Below are 15,922 nucleotides of genomic sequence, written 5' to 3' on the forward strand. Positions count from 1 at the left end.
TCGGATTACCCGGCGACCCCGGCCTCGCAGGTCTTCTACGTCGACGCGACGCACGGCAACGACAGCAACTCCGGCAACAACCCGAACCAGGCCTGGAAGTCGCTGGCCAAGGTGAACGCCACCAGCTTCGCCGCCGGCTCGCTGGTCCTGTTCGAGCGTGGCGAGACCTGGACCGATAGCCTGTTGGTCTCGACCTCCGGCACCTCCGACAAGCCGATCATCTACGGCGCCTACGGCACCGGCGCCGACCCGATCATCAAGGCCAAGAGCGGCGCCAGCTACGCCGTCAGCCTGAACAACAAGGACAACATCACGTTCGACAACCTGACGATGACAGGTTCGAACGACACCGGCCTGCTGCTCAACGGCGGGGCCAACAACGTAAAGGTCACCAACTCCCAGATCCTAGACAACCGCGGTTCAGGCGTGGTGATCAGCGGGACCTCCAACAACCTGCGCATCGATCACTCCACGATCGACGGCAACGGCGGCTACGGCCTCGTCCACTATTCCGCCGACAACGCCAACCAGTACTTCACCAACAACATCATCAGCGACAACGGCTGGCGCACCGATGCGGTGTATTCGGGCTGGAACGGCCGCATCCTGAGCGGCGAGATCGCTGGCAACACGATCTTCAACAACGGCAGCGGCGGCGGCGACGGCCGGTCGCATGGCCTGTACCACGACCACAGCCAAGCCAACAGCACGCTGAAGATCCACGACAACGTAATCTACTCGAACCCGCGCGGCGCCGGCATTCTCGCCAAGTCGAGCACCGAGATCTACAACAACACGATCTACGGCAACTCGAACGTCGGCATCTCGATCGGCCAGAACCAGACCACCAACGTCACCTACAAGATCTACGGCAACGAGATCTTCAACAACAACGGTGGCATCATGGAGCACCTGAAGGGCAGCGGGTCGATCACGCTGAGCCTGTACGACAACACCTTCTACAACAACAACGGTCGTGCGGCGATCAACATCGCCGACAGCATCAAGCAGACGGTGACCAACAACACCATCTCCTCGGCCTCCAAGGCCAACCCGATCATCTGACGATCGGCGGTTCCGCCCCTTCGGCAATGTCCGCGCCCGGCCAGTCTCTGGCCGGGCGTTGGCGTGTCCGGGAGAGCGTTTCCTGCTTCCGCTTGCGACACAAAACGGCAATAATCGAAAGCACAGTCCCGCCGGCGGCTCTGCTTTTGCCTCTATTTCTTGTGCGCTGCACAACAAGGCCCGCCTCAGCGGAGTGATGAAGACCGAACGCCACCCCCGTTCGCCGCCTTTTCATGACGATCAGCCGTTATTTCTGCTCAGTGCGCGCGGCATCCCCCACTTTCTCCCCAATCGACCAAAGTGGCAGACGGCTTTCCCTTTAGGACGCTGCGAAGGGGATATTTATCTTGCACTTTATGTAGGTTTACCCGCCTTCCGCCCTTTGATAGCGTCCACAGACCTATTCCGTGCCTATGCGTGCATCGGCACCGGCCGATACGACGGCCAGGGGTGTCCTAGTCCGGGATGCGGACCGGAGGGAGGCCCCTACAGAACCGACCAGGAAAGGGACGAGACAGGGCAAGAACGGCACTGACAACGACGACAAGGACGGGACGGCTGGCGCCACACAAGCGCCCGACCGACGGCCACCGGGGAAGGAACGCCGAAACCGCTTCCGCGCGCGTGCCACGGGAGCGGGGCTCTGGGCGGCACGCACACGCCTCCATTCCCAGGGCCGCGGTGTCCGTGGTCATGGCCATCGGTTGCCCCGTTCGCGGGGAGACACCCGATGGCCGGACCGCCGGACGCCGTCCGCGTCGCCACGACAAGAGGGGTGGAGACCAGGTATGAATCACGTGAGCGGACCGAGGGACGGTCGGGACACTCAATCGATCAGCGTGCTTATGGCCACCTACGCGGGCGAGAAGGCGGATAACCTTCAGGCCGCGCTGGAGAGCGTCTATACACAGACGCTTCTCCCGCGCGAATGCGTGCTGGTGGTCGATGGACGGATCGGGGAGGAGCAGGAAAAGGTCATCGCCCGCTATCAGGCGTCCAACGCCTGCCGGCTTGTGGTGGTGCGGCGGCGCAACCAGGGGGGCTTGGCCCGCGCGCTGAACGACGGCCTGCAATATTGCACGGGCTATCTGGTGGCCCGCATGGACAGCGACGACATCTGCCTGCCCCACCGCTTCGAGACGCAGGCGCGCGCCTTCGCCGAGCAGGGGTCGCTGGACGCATCGTTCTCCTGGCACGCGGAGTTCGAACAGGACCCCGGCGCCATCACTTGCGTGAAGCGCAGCCCGGAGACGCACGAAGAGATCAGCCAGGGCATGAAATGGCACTGCGTCCTGTCGCACCCCACCATGATGGTGCGGCGGCGGGCGCTGACCGCCATCGGCGGCTACCGCTCCTGCTTCGGCAATCTGGAGGATTACGACCTGTATGTCCGCCTGCTTCAGGCCGGGGCGCGCATGGAGACGGTGCAGGAGGCGCTTCTCCTCTTCCGCACCAGCATGGCCCAGCGCGTCCGCCGCGGCGGGTTGCGCTACGCCGTCAACGAATGGGCCTTCCGGGTGTGGTGCTGGCGGTCGGGCTTCCTGACCAATTCGGAATTCCTGGCGACGGCCTCGCTTCAAATCGGGTTCCGGCTGACTCCGCCGGGCCTGAAGAGGATGCTGTACCGCTTGGTCCGCACGCCGACCGAGGCGCAGGCCATGGCCCGGATCCACAGCGCCATGATGCAGCCCAAGCGCCTCGCTCCCGATGGCGCGGACGCTCTCTGACCCTCTGCCCTCTGACCCTTCCGCGGGAGGATTTGAATGAGCGTTGCCGACGTGATTTCTGGTGGCGGCTTGGGTCGGCGGCTCCGGTGGACGGACGCGCTGCGCAACCCGCTGGGGACCGCCTGCCATCACGCCTACGGCAGCCCGGTGCTGGCCGTCGTCTACCACGCCGTCTGCGACACGGTGCCGGACCATTTGAAGCACATCTACCGGCCCCGCACGCCCAGGGAATTCACGGAGGATCTCGATTTCCTCCTGAAGCATTTCGAGCCGACGGACCTGCCCACGGTCACCGGGTCGGCCATGGGCGGACCGGAGATCCGCCGCCCGTCGCTGCTGGTCACCTTCGATGACGGCATGCGCGAGGTCGCGGAGGTCGCGATGCCGATCCTGCGCCGCAAGGGCATCCGTCCGGCGCTGTACCTGAACCTGAACTTCCTCGACAACAAGACGCTCTTCTACCGGCACAAGGCGAGCCTTCTGGCGGAGCGGCTGAGCCGGCTGGCGGAGGCTGATCCGCGCCGCGCCGTCTGCGCCGCCACCCTGGCGCGGGCGGGCGCCGTCGCCGCCAACCCCGCCGTGGGGGTCATGAAGGTGAGCTGGCACCAGCGCGCCGTGCTGGACGAGATCGCCACCGTGCTGGAGTTCGACACGGCCGGCTTCCTGGCGGACGAGAAGCCCTATCTGACTCGCGACGAGATCGCCGACCTGATGGCGGAGGGGGTGTCGATCGGCGCCCATGGGTTCGACCATCCCAACCACCGCCTGCTGACGCCGGAGCAGCGAAAGGAGGAAGTGACGGGCAGCGTCGCCGGCATCCGGGAATTGTTCGGCCCCGGTTGCGGCTCCTTCGCCTTTCCCTATTCCGACGAGGGCCTGCCCGAGGCGCTGTTCGGAGAACTGTACGGCGATGGGGTCGACGTCACCTTCGGCACCTCCTGGCCGCGCCGCGGCGGTCCGCAGCGGCGGATTCAGCGGATCTGCTTCGAGAACGGTCCGGCGCCCGCGAAGCAGCAGCTGGTCAAGCGCCTGCTGCGCGGCGGTGCCGGCAACATGAAGCGCGCGCTCGCCGGCTGAGCGGTCCGGCCTATGAAACGCTCCCTCTCCCGTTGCGGGGGAGGGAGTTCTTGCCGTTGGCATAGGCGTTACGGGCGATGACCGCGCAGCAATTCCAAAGAGAAGTCCTATTCCTCCCTTTGGAATGCCTCCTTATCGTGCGCTGATCGCTTAAGCGTGATCCCTTTTCATTTCCCTTTATTTGTCCGCGGCGTAACACAAAATACCGCAATAGGAACACGCTGCGGTTTTGGTCGCTAATTCCCCCGCCTATCAGGCCCCCCGCGAGGAGATCGCTATGATCGAGCAAGCCACGCCGGCCAGCCCGAACCTGCTGGGTGGGGTTGCGGACGTGATGCCGACGGATGCCGCCCCGAAGGCGACGGACCGCGTCGTCCCCCCGTTGCTCGATCTCCAGCGGGCCGGCTGGGCCTTGCTGTGCACCGGCTGTGCTTTGGCGGCCTGGGGCCTCGCCTATGCGCTGATCCGCGTCGCTTTGTAAGGCCGCGCGAGACAGACCCATGGATTACCTGCCCCCGCCTCCCCCCGCCATCGAGCGTCCCGCCCAGCCGTCGCTGCTCGTCAGCGCGCGACGGACCGCTGAGGATGCACCGGTCTTTTACGTCGATGCCACGGACGGCGACGACCGCCGGTCGGGCCGCGGCCCGAAGGAGGCATGGAAGTCGCTGGAAAAGGTGAACGCCACCGCCTTCCCGCCGGGAAGCCGCGTGCTGTTCGAGCGCGGGGAAAGTTGGCGCGGCAGCCTGCTGGCCTCTTCCTCCGGCACGACCGACCGGCCGATCATCTACGGCGCCTATGGCAAGGGCGACGCGCCGGTGATCGACGCGCGGGGTGCCTCGGTCGCGGTCAGCCTGAACGGACGGACGAACGTCGCCTTCGACGGGCTGACCATCACCGGCGCGGCCGATACCGGCCTGCTGCTCGGCCCGCGGGCGCGCAACGTGTCGGTGACGAACGTGACCGTCGCGGGCAACGGCGGCTCCGGCATCGTCGTTGCCGGCACGTCGGATGGGCTGCGGATCGACGGGTCGGCCATCACCGGCAACGGCGCCTATGGAATCGTGCATTACGCGGCTGACAACACCGATCAGGTCATCACGCGCAACACCATTGCCGACAACGGCTGGCGCAAGGACGGCGGCGTCTATTCCGGCTGGAACGGGCGCATCCTGACCGGCGAGATCGCCCATAACCGGGTCTTCAACAACGGCGTCAACGGCGGCGAAGGCCGCTCCCACGGCCTTTACCACGACCAGGGGCAGGCCGGCAGCACGCTGAAGATCCACGACAACCTGGTTCACGACAACCCGCGCGGCGCCGGCATCCTGGCGAAGTCCAGCACCGAGATTTACCGCAACGTCATCTTCCGCAACGCCGACGCAGGCCTATCGCTCGGCCAGAACCGCGGAATCGACGTGACCTACCGGGTCTACGACAACGAGTTCTACGACAACAACGGCGGCGTCCTGCAGCACCAGAAGGGCAACGGCTCGATCACGCTGGAGTTGCGCGACAACCTCTTCCACCGCAACGGCAAGCGGGCCGCCATCATCATCGCCGACACCATCGACAAGGCCGTCACCGGCAACCGGGTCAACAACAGCGCCAGAACAGAGGCCAAAACCGAAACCCGGACCGGGACCACCGCCAACCATCCATCGGCCAACCATCCTTTGGCCAGCCAACCATCGGGAGGAACTGTGCAGGAAGCATCCGGAATGCGGCCGGAATCCGTGCGCTGACCTTGCCCCGATGTCCGCGGGCGAGCCGCGGGCCGGGCAAGGGAATGGCGCGTTCGAACAAGGGGGGGCATGTGAACACCAGCAGCAGCACCGTCGGTCAGTCGATCACCGACCGGCTGAAGAAAACCGTTTTCCGTTTCGACGCTTCCGACAAGGGGGAACTGCGCAGCTTCCAGCGCAAGATGTTCGGGGAACGGGTCTGGCAGGTGGACGACGCCTACAACCGCTGGCTCTTCGACGAGGTGCCCGACCGGGACGCGGACGGGCCGCAAGTCTGGGTGTGCAAGCGGCAGGGACAGATCGTCGGCCAGCAATGCGGGATTCCCTTCCGTCTGAAGGCGCGGGACCGGGAAATCCCGGCCTCCTGGGCCAACAGCCTGATGGTCCTGCCGGAATGGCGGATGCGCGGCGCCTTCACGCCCCTGGCGGAAGCACAGCTCGACAGCCGTCCGCTGGCCATGGCCATCCACATCTCGGACTCCGCCTACAAGGCCTACAGCAAAGCCGGCTGGATCGACATCGGCGCCCTGCCCGCCTACGTCTTCCCGCTGGACACGCGGCGCTGCCTGGAGGCGTCGTCGCTCCAAGGCCGCATGCGGACCATCGGGGCGATCGCCGGGCCGGCCCTGCACGGCGCGCGGATCGGCGGCCACCTGCTGAGCCGGGCGACCGGCGCGCGGTTTGAGGAGATCGGGCGGTTCGACGGGCGGGCCGACGCCATCTGGCGACGCGCCTCCCCGCATTACCCGCTGATCGCGCTGCGCGACCTGACGCATCTGCGTTGGCGCTACGACGCGATTCCCTGCGCATCGGACTACCGCCGCTTCATCCTGACGCGCGGGGGCGAGCCGCTGGGCTACGTGGTCCTGCGCCGCGAGACTTGGCGCAAGGAACCCTGCCTCGCCATCGTAGATTACTTGTGCGAGCCGAAGTGGCTGTGGGTCCTGCTGAGCCACACGCTGCGCATCGCCGCGACGGAGCGCGCGACCGCCCTGATCTGCCGGACGCTAAACAGGCGGGCGGAGCGGACCTTCCTCGCCATGGGCATGATGAAGGTGCCCGACCGCGTTGGCTTCCCGGTGCGGGTGATGGCGCACGCCGGGCCGGACGCCGGCATCGACCGCGACGCGTTCGCCGACCGCGGCAACTGGCTGCTGACCATGGGCGACGGCGACGCCAGCTTCCTGATGCACAACACCCTGCCCGAGACCGCCGGGCTGCAACCGGAGGGAGTCGCCGTCCAGGGATGACCGCGGTGCGAAGGAGCCGTCCGGCCGCCGACGCGCCGGTACGGCTCCTTTCGTCTATTCTGCCGGTGGTTACTCAAAAGGGGTTAATGAAGCGCCTTTCGGGAAGGTCATCCCTAAAGTCTCACAAGAAAGGTCACCCGATCAACTGACGGTGGTTCGGCCTTTTACGACGTTTACGGCTGCCACTTTTTCTATCACGATTGCTGGGTGCTTAGACAAAGCAGCCTAATGTATTCGGTGAGAGGAAACGCCGATCGATCAGTCTAATGAACAGCAAAAGCCAAGGCCCGATTTCAGATCCGGACCTTGGCTTCGGTTTTGTGTCGGTAAAATTGATCTCAGAGATACAGCGCGAATAACGGTGAAACCTCTACGAACAAGAGAGTCGGAAAAGGAGACGTCTTATGTCGAGCAATGAGTTTGCCGACCTGTTGGTGAGCGGGGGTTCGGTCGGCACGTCCGGCATTCCGGAAGCTCTGGCGACGCTGGAGTCGAAGATCGCGGCGGGCACCGCCAGCGTCGGCGTCATCGGCCTGGGTTACGTCGGCCTGCCTCTGGCGCGGCTGTTCGCGCGGGCCGGCTTCTCGGTGAAGGGCTTCGACATCGATCCGGAAAAGGTCGCCAGCCTGAACGGCGGCACCTCCTACATCGGCACCGTGTCGACCGACGAGGTCCGCGGGATGCTGGAGGAGGGCCGCTTCACGGCGACGGCGAACTTCCAGTCGCTGGCCGACATGGACGCCATCGTCATCTGCGTGCCGACGCCGCTGACCCGCAACCGCGAGCCGGACATGAGCTGCATCGAGGTCACCACCCGGCAGATCGCCCAGGTGCTGCGCCCCGGCCAGCTGATCGTCCTCGAGTCGACCACCTACCCCGGCACGACGCGCGAGGTGGTGCGCCCGATCCTGGAGAAGACCGGCCTCAACAGCGGCACGGACTTCCTGCTGGCCTTCTCGCCGGAGCGCGAGGACCCGGGCAACGAGACCTTCACCACCGCCCGCATCCCGAAGATCGTCGGCGGCGAGGACCCCAACGCCCTGCGCATCGCCTGCTCGATGTACGGCCGCGCGCTGGAGCGCGTGATCCCGGTCTCGTCGCTGGAAGCGGCCGAGGCGGTGAAGCTGACCGAGAACATCTTCCGCTGCGTCAACATCGCCCTCGTCAACGAGCTGAAGGTCGTCTACGACGCGATGGGCATCGACGTGTGGGAAGTGATCGAAGGCGCCAAGACGAAGCCCTTCGGCTACATGCCCTTCTACCCCGGCCCCGGCCTGGGCGGTCACTGCATCCCGATCGACCCCTTCTACCTGACCTGGAAGGCCCGCGAGTTCGACGTCGCCACCCGCTTCATCGAGCTGGCCGGCGAGATCAACACCCGCATGCCGCATTACGTGGTGGAGCGGCTGTCGCAGGCCATGGACTCCAAGCTGGGCCGCGCGTTGCGCGGGTCGCGCATCCTCGTGCTCGGCGTCGCCTACAAGAAGAACATCGAGGACATGCGGGAAAGCCCGGCGCTGAAGATCATCGATCTTCTCCAGGACCGTGGCTGCGAGGTCTTCTACTACGACCCGCATGTGCCGGAGCTTCCGGAGACGCGCCGTCTGGCCCGCATGGCCGGCACGCCGTCGGTCGCGCTGGAGGAAATCCAGGAAGGCGCCTTCGACGCCGCGATCCTGTGCACCGACCACGACTCCTTCGATCTGAAGGCCTTCCTGGACGGGCTGCCGCTGATCGTCGACACCCGCAACGCCTTCGGCAAGGCGGGCATCGTTGACGAGAAGATCATGAAGGGCTGACCGCCGGCCTGGACCCTAACCGACCGATCCTCAGGAGAATGGGATGGCCGCGTACACTCATGTAGACGGAGCCCTGGGGTCCGAAGCCAGCACCCGGGAGGTCGCGCTCCGCGACCTCCTCCAGGTGCTGCGCCGGCGCCGGAGCACGATCATCGCCAGCGTCCTGTGCTGCACCGCGCTGGCCACCACCGGTGCCCTGCTCTATGAGCCGCGGTTCACCAGCCAGGCCGTGCTCATCATCGACCCGCGCACGACGGAGGTCACGGACATCAACGCCGTGATCTCCAACCTCCCGCGCGAGGCGGCGGCGATCCGGACCGAAATCGACATGATCACCTCCAGCGCCACCGCCGCCAAGGTGGTGGACCGGCTGGGGCTGGTCCATGACCCGGAGTTCAACGGCGCCATCGAGCGGCCTTCGGCCATCGACCGGGCCATTGCCGGGATCAACGACACCATCGGCTACGACCTGTCGCCGCTGCGCCAGCAGATCACCGGTTACCTGAACTCCGCCGGCATCGGCGTGAAGGAGCCGACGTCGCCGGAGAAGGAGCGCGCCGCGGTCATCGCCGACGTTCGCCGCGGCCTGTCGGCGACCAGCGACGCGCAATCCTACACCATCGTCGTCTCCTTCAAAGCGAAGGAAGCCGACAAGGCGGCGCGCATCGCCAACGCCTTCGTGGACGAGTATCTGCTCGACCAGCTCCAAACGAAGCAGGAGGTCACCCAGCAGGCCAACAAGTGGCTGGAGGACCGCATCAACGAGCTGCGCGCCCAGGTCGAGGTGTCGGACAAGGCGGTGCAGGACTACCGCGCGCAGCAGGGCCTCGTGCTCGGCAGCGCCGGCGGCGAGACCTTCCTGTCGCAGCAGCTGGCCGAGCTGAACCGCGCCCTGGTCGTCGCCCAGACGGAGCGCGGCCGGGCGGAGGCGCGGGCGCAGAACGCCCGGATCGTCGCGCGCAGCCCGACCGAGGGCAACGCGGCGGAGGTGCTCGGCTCGCCGCTGATCCAGCGGCTGGGCGAGGAGGAGTCGGGCATCGCGCGGCGGCTGGCCGAATACCGCACGCGCTACGGCGACCAGCATCCGGCGGTTCAGGCCTACGTCAACCAGTTGACGAACCTGCGCCAGAAGATGCGCGAGGAAGCCACCAAGATCATGGCGGTGATCAACAACGAGGTCGAGATCGCCCGCGCCCGCGAGCGCGAGCTTGAGGCCGCGTTGAAGAAGCTGACCGCCGAGACCGCCGGCGAGCTGGGCGCCAACGTCCGTCTGGCCCAGTTGCAGCGCGAGGCCGACGCCAACCGCCGCGTCTATGAGGGGCTGCTCCAGCGTCTCGTCGAAACGCGCGAGCAGGACGACCTTCAGCAGCGCGACGCCCGCGTCGTGTCCAAGGCGGAGCCGCCGCTGGAGCCGTCCACCCCGGGCAAGAAGCTGTTCGTCGGCGGCGGTCTGGCCGTGGGCCTGCTGATCGGCATGTTCCTGGCCTTCCTGCGCGACCATCTGAACAAGACCTTCCGCAACACCCAGCATGTGGAGGAGACGATCGGCGTGCCGGCCATCGGGCTGGTGCCTTCCCTGCCGCATCACAAGAACGCCAAGCCGGAAGACTATGTCCTCGACCGTCCGCGGTCGGAGTACAGCGAGGCGGTGCGCGCCATCGGCGTGTCGCTCTACGCCCGCGGCGCCCTGAACACCGGCAGCGTGGTGATGGTCACCTCCGCCGTTCCCGGCGAGGGCAAGACCACCGTCTGCCTGACCCTGGCGCGCATGCTGGCGGCGTCCGGCCGCCGGGTGCTGCTTCTGGAATGCGACCTGCGCTGCCCGCGCATCGGGAACGTGTTGGGCGACAACGCCCCGGGCGACCTGAGCGACCTGATCGTCGGCAAGGCGGAATGGCAGGACGTGGTCCAGGTGGACGGCCGCAGCGGACTGCACTACGTCGTCGGCCGTCCGCATTGCGACCACCCGCAGGAGCTGCTTGGGTCGGAGAAGCTGGCGAGCATCATCAAGTTTGCCTCGCTCGAATACGACTGCGTCATCCTCGACACCCCGCCGATGGCGGTCGTGGCGGACGCGGGCGTGCTGACCCGGACGGCGACGGAATGCCTGTTCGTGGTGCGCTGGGAGCAGACGCCGCGCGCCGTCGTCCAGCGGGCCATCGACCGGCTGACCGAGCTGGGCCGCGACGTGACCAGCGTCGTGCTGAGCCGGGTGGACCTGAAGAAGCTGGCCCGCACCGACGCGTCGGAAGAGGCCTACGGCATGAACGAGGCGCGCCGCTACTACACGCGCTGACCATGACGTGACGGCGGAAACGCCCGGCGCCCCGGCGGCCGGGCGTTTCCGTACCCCAAGGGACCAGTTGGTCCCGGGGGGTTCATCGGGGGAACAGGATGAGTGCAACGCCATTTCCGCGAAACCGAGCCGCTCTGGCGGCGGCGCCCGCTGCGGACGCGCCGCCCGCCCGGCCACGGACGCCGCCGCTCCTGCGCAGCGCGGCCGACCTGACGCCCAGCCTGTTCGATCAGGTTGTGTGCGCCATCGGCCTGATCCTGCTGTGGGACGCGCTGCTGTCGGTGATGATGTCCGCGCCCTCGCAGCGCTTCATCCTGCGCGCGGGCGGCGCGCCGGAATCCTCCGGCGACACCATCAAGCAGCTCATCTTCGCCGGCCTCTACGCCACGGCCCTGCTGCGGATCGTCATGCTCCACGGCGTCCGGGCCTTCCGCTATCTCAGCATTCCCATGGCGCTCATGGTCGTTCTGGCCATCGCGTCCAGCCAATGGTCGCATGACCCGTCGCTAACCGTCCGCCGCAGCGTGGCCCTGGTCGGCACGACCATCTTCGGCCTCTATGTCGGCCTGTCCTACGGCGAGGTCGCACTGGCCCGGCTGATCCACCGCGCGGTCTTCGTGCTGGCGGTGCTGAGCGCGCTGCTCGCGGTCGGCCTGCCGAGCTACGGCCTGATGCCGGCGGAGCAGGGGTCGCAGTGGCGCGGCGTCTTCTCCCACAAGAACGGGTTGGGCGACGCCATGGCCTTCGGCCTGACCGCCGGGCTGTTCGTGCTGCGCTCCCGCCCGGTGACCGACACCATGGCGCTGGTCTGGCGTCTGGGCACCTTCGCCATCATGGCCGGCTGTCTCGCCATGTCGGGCTCCGCCACGGCGCTGATCGTCGCCATGGCCGGCATGACCTTGGTGATGCTGGTCACCCACCGGCAGGACGCCGGGTCGCTGGCGCTGGAGCTGTACGGCGGCACCATGGTCATCATGCTGGCCGCCATCTTCGCGCTGCTGAACCTGGAAAGCATCGTCGCGCTGCTCGGCCGCGACATCACGCTGACGGGGCGCACGCTGATCTGGGACTTCGCCTTCCGGATGATCGAGCAGCAGCCGGTGCTGGGCTACGGCTTCAGCGCCTTCTGGTCGGGGCTGGACGCGCCGGGCGCGCTGTTCTGGCGCACCTCGGGCCGCTTCGACATCCACGCCCACAACGGCTTCATCCAGACGACGCTGGACGTCGGCCTGCTCGGCCTCGGCCTCTTCCTGGTGGCCTATGCGATCTACCTGTCGCGGATCGCCCGGATCGTCCCGGTCGACCGCAGCGGGGCGGCGCGCTGGCACATCGTCTTCGCCATGATGCTCCTGCTCGGCAACGTCGCGGAAAGCAGCCTGCTGATCCAGAACGGCCTGCTGTGGTTCCTCTTCACCGCCTTCCAGACGCGGCTGGCCAAGACGGTCCACGCCCACGCGCTGACGCCACGCCCGTCGCCGGGGCGGCGGCCCAGGCTGCGCGACGGCATCCCTGTGGCGGAGTCGCGGTCATGATGTCGAGCGGCTTCGCCTTCTTCGCGACCCGGATCGCCGTCGGCATCCTGGGCTTCGCGGCGGTCGCGGTCTTCTCGCGCATCGTCACGCCGGAGGCCTACGGCCATTACGCCCTGGTGATGGCGGCGGCGGCGGCGATCAACGCCTGCGGCTTCTCCTGGATGGGCCTGTTCGTCCTGCGCAAATGCGGCGGCGACGCGGCCGAGCGGGACGCTTGGCTCTCCACCGTGGTCACCGCCTTCTTGGTGGTGGCCTGCGGGGTGCTCGCCATCCTGGGCGCGGTGGTGGCCTTCTACCCCGGCATGAACGGCATCGACTATGTGCTGTATCTGCCGGTCATCGCGATCCTGATCTCCTGGTTCGACCTGTCGATCCAGATGTCGCGGGCCCGGCTGAAGGGCTCGGTCTTTGCGGCCAAGTCCTTCGCCAAGGCGCTGTTCGGGCTGGCGCTCGGCTCCGCCTTCGTGCTGATCGGCTGGAAGGAGGAGGGGCTGCTGCTCGGCACCAGCATCGGCTTCCTGCTGGTCACGGCGATCTGGCTGCGTTCCGACCTGAAGGGCATTTCGCTGCGCTGGCCGGCGCGGGAGCGGGTCGGCCTTCTGCTGACCTTCGGCGGCCCGCTGATGCTGAGCTTGATGGTCGGCTGGGCGCTCGATTTCGCCGACCGCTTCCTGATCTACTGGTTCATCGGCGAGGCGGCGGCCGGCGCCTACGCCATGGCCTTCGACCTCGCCAAGCAGCCGATCATGCTGGTGGCGTCGGCGGCCTCGCTGGTCACGCTGCCGATGGCGTCGCGCGCCTTCGACAGCGCCGGTCCGCGCGCCGCGCGGCCAATCATGGCGCAGAACCTGACGATCCTGCTGCTGGTCTGCCTGCCCCTGGTGCTCATGGAGGTCATCTCCGCCCAGGGCATCGTCGGGCTGCTTCTCGGCGAGGCGTACCGCGAGACCGGTGCGGCGATCATGCCCCTCGTCGCCCTGTCGGTCTTCATCAGCATCCTGCGCATCTACCACTTCGACCTGTCGCTGCACCTGACCAAGAAGACCGGCTACATCCTGAAGCTGACCATGCTGACGGCGGTGCTGAACGTCGGCGCCAACCTGTTCCTGATCCCGCGCTTCGGCGTGATCGGGGCGGCCTACGGCTCGCTGGCGGCCCAGCTCGGCTGGGTGGTGGCCGCGGTCCTCCTGATGCCGCGGGCCGGCGTTCTGGCGGTACCGGTGAAGGATCTTCTGAAGGTGACCACCGCCGCCCTGCTCTTCGCCGCCGGACTGAAGATCGCGGCGATGGAAAGCGACCTGCTGCTCGTCCAACTCGCCCCGGCGGGCAGCCTCTATCTGCTGGCCCTGGCCGTGCTCAACCCCGCCAACCTGATGGGTCAGGTGCGGATCGCGCTGGCCCGGCTGAAACGCACCCGATCCCCGGCATGAACCCCATGAACAGGCGTGAGGAAGGAACAGGCATCATGTCGAAAAAGCTGGTGGTTTGCGTGTGCACCTACCGCAGGCCGAAGGATCTTCACCGCACGTTGCTGTCGCTGGAGGGGCTGACCTTCAACCCCGATGCCCCGCTGGACGTCGAGGTGCTGGTGGTGGACAACGACCCGGCGCGCTCCGCCGAACCGCTGTGCCGCGAGATGGCGCAGGACTGGCGCTTCCCCATCCGCTACGCGGCGGAGCCGGTGCCGGGCATTCCCGCCGCCCGCAACCGCTGCCTGGACGAGACCACGGACGCCGACCTGATCGCCTTCATCGACGACGACGAGGTGGCGAGCCCCGGCTGGTTGGACTGGCTGGTGACGGCCATGGAGCGCACCGGCGCCGCCGTGGTCGCCGGCCCCGTCCTGCCGATCTACGAGAAGCGCCCGCCCGACTGGCTGACCAAGGGGCGCTTCCACGACCTGCAGCGCATGCCCACGGGCAGCGAGCCGGCCTATTGCGCCACCGGCAACGTGCTGTTCCGCCGCTCCATCCTGAAGGGCGGCGTGCGCTTCGATCCGGAGCTGAGCCTGTCCGGCGGCAGCGACGTGCTGTTCTTCGAGCAGATCCGCCGTCAGGGCCACCGCATCGTCTGGTGTGACGAGGCCACCATCGAGGAGCATGTGCCGGCCAGCCGCATGACCGCGCGCTGGATTCTGCGCCGCGCCTTCCGCCTGGGCACCTGCGTGTCGCTGACCGAGGCCAAGCTGAACGGCCAGCGCCGCACGCTGGTGAAGCGCTCCACGCTGGGCCTCGCGCACATCGCGCTGAACCTCGCCGCCCTGCCCCTAGTGCCGATGGTGATGGCCTTCGACACGAGCTGGCCGATCCGCCGTCTCCAGAAGATCTGCGTCGGCAGCGGCTATCTCTACGGCCTGATGGGCTTCCAATATCTGGAGTACAAGCGATGAAGGACGCCGAGATGAAGGGCGAGAAGGCGAAGGGTGGTGCGGCGGAAGCCCCTCCCGTCACCGTCAGCGCGGTCATCCCGACGCGCAACCGCCCGCATCTGGTGCTGAACGCCGTTGAAAGCGTGCGCGCCCAGACGATCAAGGATCTGGAGATCGTCGTTGTCGTCGACGGGCCGGACCCCGCGACCGTCGCGGCGCTGGAGGCGGTGGAGGACCGCCGCCTGCGCATCGTGCAGAACCCGGCGTCGCTCGGTCCCGCGGGGGCGCGCAACGCCGGTGTGCAGGCGGCGCTGGGCGAGTGGATCGCATTCCTGGACGACGATGATTCCTGGGCACCGGAGAAGCTGGAACGGCAGCTCGCCGCCGCCAAGGCGTCGGGCGCCAAGCTGCCGGTGGTGTCCTGCAGCACCAGCGTCAGCATCGGCGAGCGCCGCTACGTCTGGCCGCAGCGGCGGCCGGAGCCGGGCGAGCCGATCAGCGATTACCTGATCGACCGCCGCAGCCCGCTGTCCCGCCCCGGCTATCTCGCCACCCCGACCATCATGGTGCCGCGCTCGCTGGCGCTCGCCGTGCCGATGCCGGACTACCGCCATTTCGAGGATTGGGGCTGGCTGTTCCGCGCGCTGGACCAGCCGGGCGCGGAGTTGGTCTTCGTCGACGAGCCGCTGTGCTTCGTGGAGATCGACGAGGGTCGCGCCTCGCTGCATTCGGTGGACGACTGGCGGCAGGCCTTCGAGTGGGCACGCACGCACCGTCCGCTGATGACCGGCAACGCCTACGCCGCCTTCCTGATGACCAAGGTCGTCGGCATGGCTCGCCGCGAGGGCGACTGGAACGCCGTCCGCCGCCTGCTGGCCGAGGCGACCCGGGCGGGCGACCCGAAGATGCGGCATTACCTGATGTTCTTCGGGACCTGCGTGGTGCCGCCGTCCTTCCACCGCCGGGTGCGCGCGGCGACGCATTCGGACGCCGCGACGGCGTGAGGCCAGTTCAGACGTTGCGGCGTCTGGCCCCCACCCTAACCCCTGTCTCTTATACACATCTG

At 67.3% G+C, this 15,922-nt stretch carries 12 protein-coding genes; all 12 read left to right on the top strand.

What is annotated here, in order from left to right; all coding sequences use genetic code 11:
• Window positions 1–1,065: right-handed parallel beta-helix repeat-containing protein (locus tag Q4I23_RS21640; RefSeq protein ID WP_498527570.1), on the top strand; the 1,065-nt coding region annotated here is incomplete at its 5' end.
• Between the two features lie 845 nt (window positions 1,066–1,910).
• Window positions 1,911–2,792, top strand: a complete 882-nt coding sequence (locus Q4I23_RS21645) for a glycosyltransferase (RefSeq protein ID WP_454016251.1) — start codon at window positions 1,911–1,913, stop codon at window positions 2,790–2,792.
• 36 nt (window positions 2,793–2,828) lie between these two features.
• Complete coding sequence (locus Q4I23_RS21650) at window positions 2,829–3,869, top strand: polysaccharide deacetylase family protein (RefSeq protein WP_454016250.1); 1,041 nt, start codon at window positions 2,829–2,831, stop codon at window positions 3,867–3,869.
• Window positions 3,870–4,146: 277 nt separating this feature from the next.
• Window positions 4,147–4,350: a hypothetical protein gene (locus Q4I23_RS21655; RefSeq protein ID WP_498527571.1), complete on the top strand. Its 204-nt coding sequence runs from the start codon at window positions 4,147–4,149 to the stop codon at window positions 4,348–4,350.
• A gap of 19 nt (window positions 4,351–4,369) precedes the next feature.
• Window positions 4,370–5,611, top strand: a complete 1,242-nt coding sequence (locus Q4I23_RS21660) for a right-handed parallel beta-helix repeat-containing protein (protein ID WP_498527572.1) — start codon at window positions 4,370–4,372, stop codon at window positions 5,609–5,611.
• A 71-nt stretch (window positions 5,612–5,682) separates the two neighbouring features.
• The gene (locus tag Q4I23_RS21665; RefSeq protein ID WP_454016247.1) at window positions 5,683–6,861 is read left to right on the top strand and encodes a GNAT family N-acetyltransferase; all 1,179 of its coding nucleotides are present in this window, start codon (window positions 5,683–5,685) and stop codon (window positions 6,859–6,861) included.
• A 404-nt stretch (window positions 6,862–7,265) separates the two neighbouring features.
• Window positions 7,266–8,660 carry a nucleotide sugar dehydrogenase gene (locus tag Q4I23_RS21670; protein ID WP_498527573.1) on the top strand — a complete coding sequence of 465 codons (1,395 nt, stop codon included), beginning with the start codon at window positions 7,266–7,268 and terminating at the stop codon, window positions 8,658–8,660.
• 43 nt (window positions 8,661–8,703) lie between these two features.
• On the top strand, window positions 8,704–10,956 hold the full coding sequence (locus Q4I23_RS21675) for a GumC family protein (RefSeq protein ID WP_498527574.1): 2,253 nt from the start codon (window positions 8,704–8,706) through the stop codon (window positions 10,954–10,956).
• 98 nt (window positions 10,957–11,054) lie between these two features.
• Window positions 11,055–12,488: an O-antigen ligase family protein gene (locus tag Q4I23_RS21680; RefSeq protein WP_498527575.1), complete on the top strand. Its 1,434-nt coding sequence runs from the start codon at window positions 11,055–11,057 to the stop codon at window positions 12,486–12,488.
• On the top strand, window positions 12,485–13,918 hold the full coding sequence (locus Q4I23_RS21685; protein WP_454016244.1) for a lipopolysaccharide biosynthesis protein: 1,434 nt from the start codon (window positions 12,485–12,487) through the stop codon (window positions 13,916–13,918). Before Q4I23_RS21680 ends, Q4I23_RS21685 begins: the two co-directional genes overlap by 4 nt.
• A gap of 35 nt (window positions 13,919–13,953) precedes the next feature.
• Complete coding sequence (locus tag Q4I23_RS21690) at window positions 13,954–14,877, top strand: glycosyltransferase family 2 protein (protein WP_051140669.1); 924 nt, start codon at window positions 13,954–13,956, stop codon at window positions 14,875–14,877.
• Entirely contained in the window at window positions 14,874–15,860 is a 987-nt protein-coding gene (locus Q4I23_RS21695) for a glycosyltransferase family 2 protein (RefSeq protein WP_498527576.1), read from the top strand. The genes Q4I23_RS21690 and Q4I23_RS21695 overlap by 4 nt, the downstream gene beginning before the upstream one ends.
• The last annotated feature ends 62 nt before the right edge of the window (window positions 15,861–15,922 follow it).

It is taken from the genome of Azospirillum sp. UFLA03-27 (assembly GCF_059803775.1).

Bases quoted from the DNA above. Each gene is read 5' to 3' on its own strand.
- Q4I23_RS21645 (WP_454016251.1), top strand. From the start codon at position 1,911: ATGGCCACCTACGCGGGCGAGAAGGCGGATAACCTTCAGGCCGCGCTG.
- Q4I23_RS21650 (WP_454016250.1), top strand. From the start codon at position 2,829: ATGAGCGTTGCCGACGTGATTTCTGGTGGCGGCTTGGGTCGGCGGCTC.
- Q4I23_RS21655 (WP_498527571.1), top strand. From the start codon at position 4,147: ATGATCGAGCAAGCCACGCCGGCCAGCCCGAACCTGCTGGGTGGGGTT.
- Q4I23_RS21660 (WP_498527572.1), top strand. From the start codon at position 4,370: ATGGATTACCTGCCCCCGCCTCCCCCCGCCATCGAGCGTCCCGCCCAG.
- Q4I23_RS21670 (WP_498527573.1), top strand. From the start codon at position 7,266: ATGTCGAGCAATGAGTTTGCCGACCTGTTGGTGAGCGGGGGTTCGGTC.
- Q4I23_RS21675 (WP_498527574.1), top strand. From the start codon at position 8,704: ATGGCCGCGTACACTCATGTAGACGGAGCCCTGGGGTCCGAAGCCAGC.
- Q4I23_RS21680 (WP_498527575.1), top strand. From the start codon at position 11,055: ATGAGTGCAACGCCATTTCCGCGAAACCGAGCCGCTCTGGCGGCGGCG.
- Q4I23_RS21685 (WP_454016244.1), top strand. From the start codon at position 12,485: ATGATGTCGAGCGGCTTCGCCTTCTTCGCGACCCGGATCGCCGTCGGC.
- Q4I23_RS21690 (WP_051140669.1), top strand. From the start codon at position 13,954: ATGTCGAAAAAGCTGGTGGTTTGCGTGTGCACCTACCGCAGGCCGAAG.
- Q4I23_RS21695 (WP_498527576.1), top strand. From the start codon at position 14,874: ATGAAGGACGCCGAGATGAAGGGCGAGAAGGCGAAGGGTGGTGCGGCG.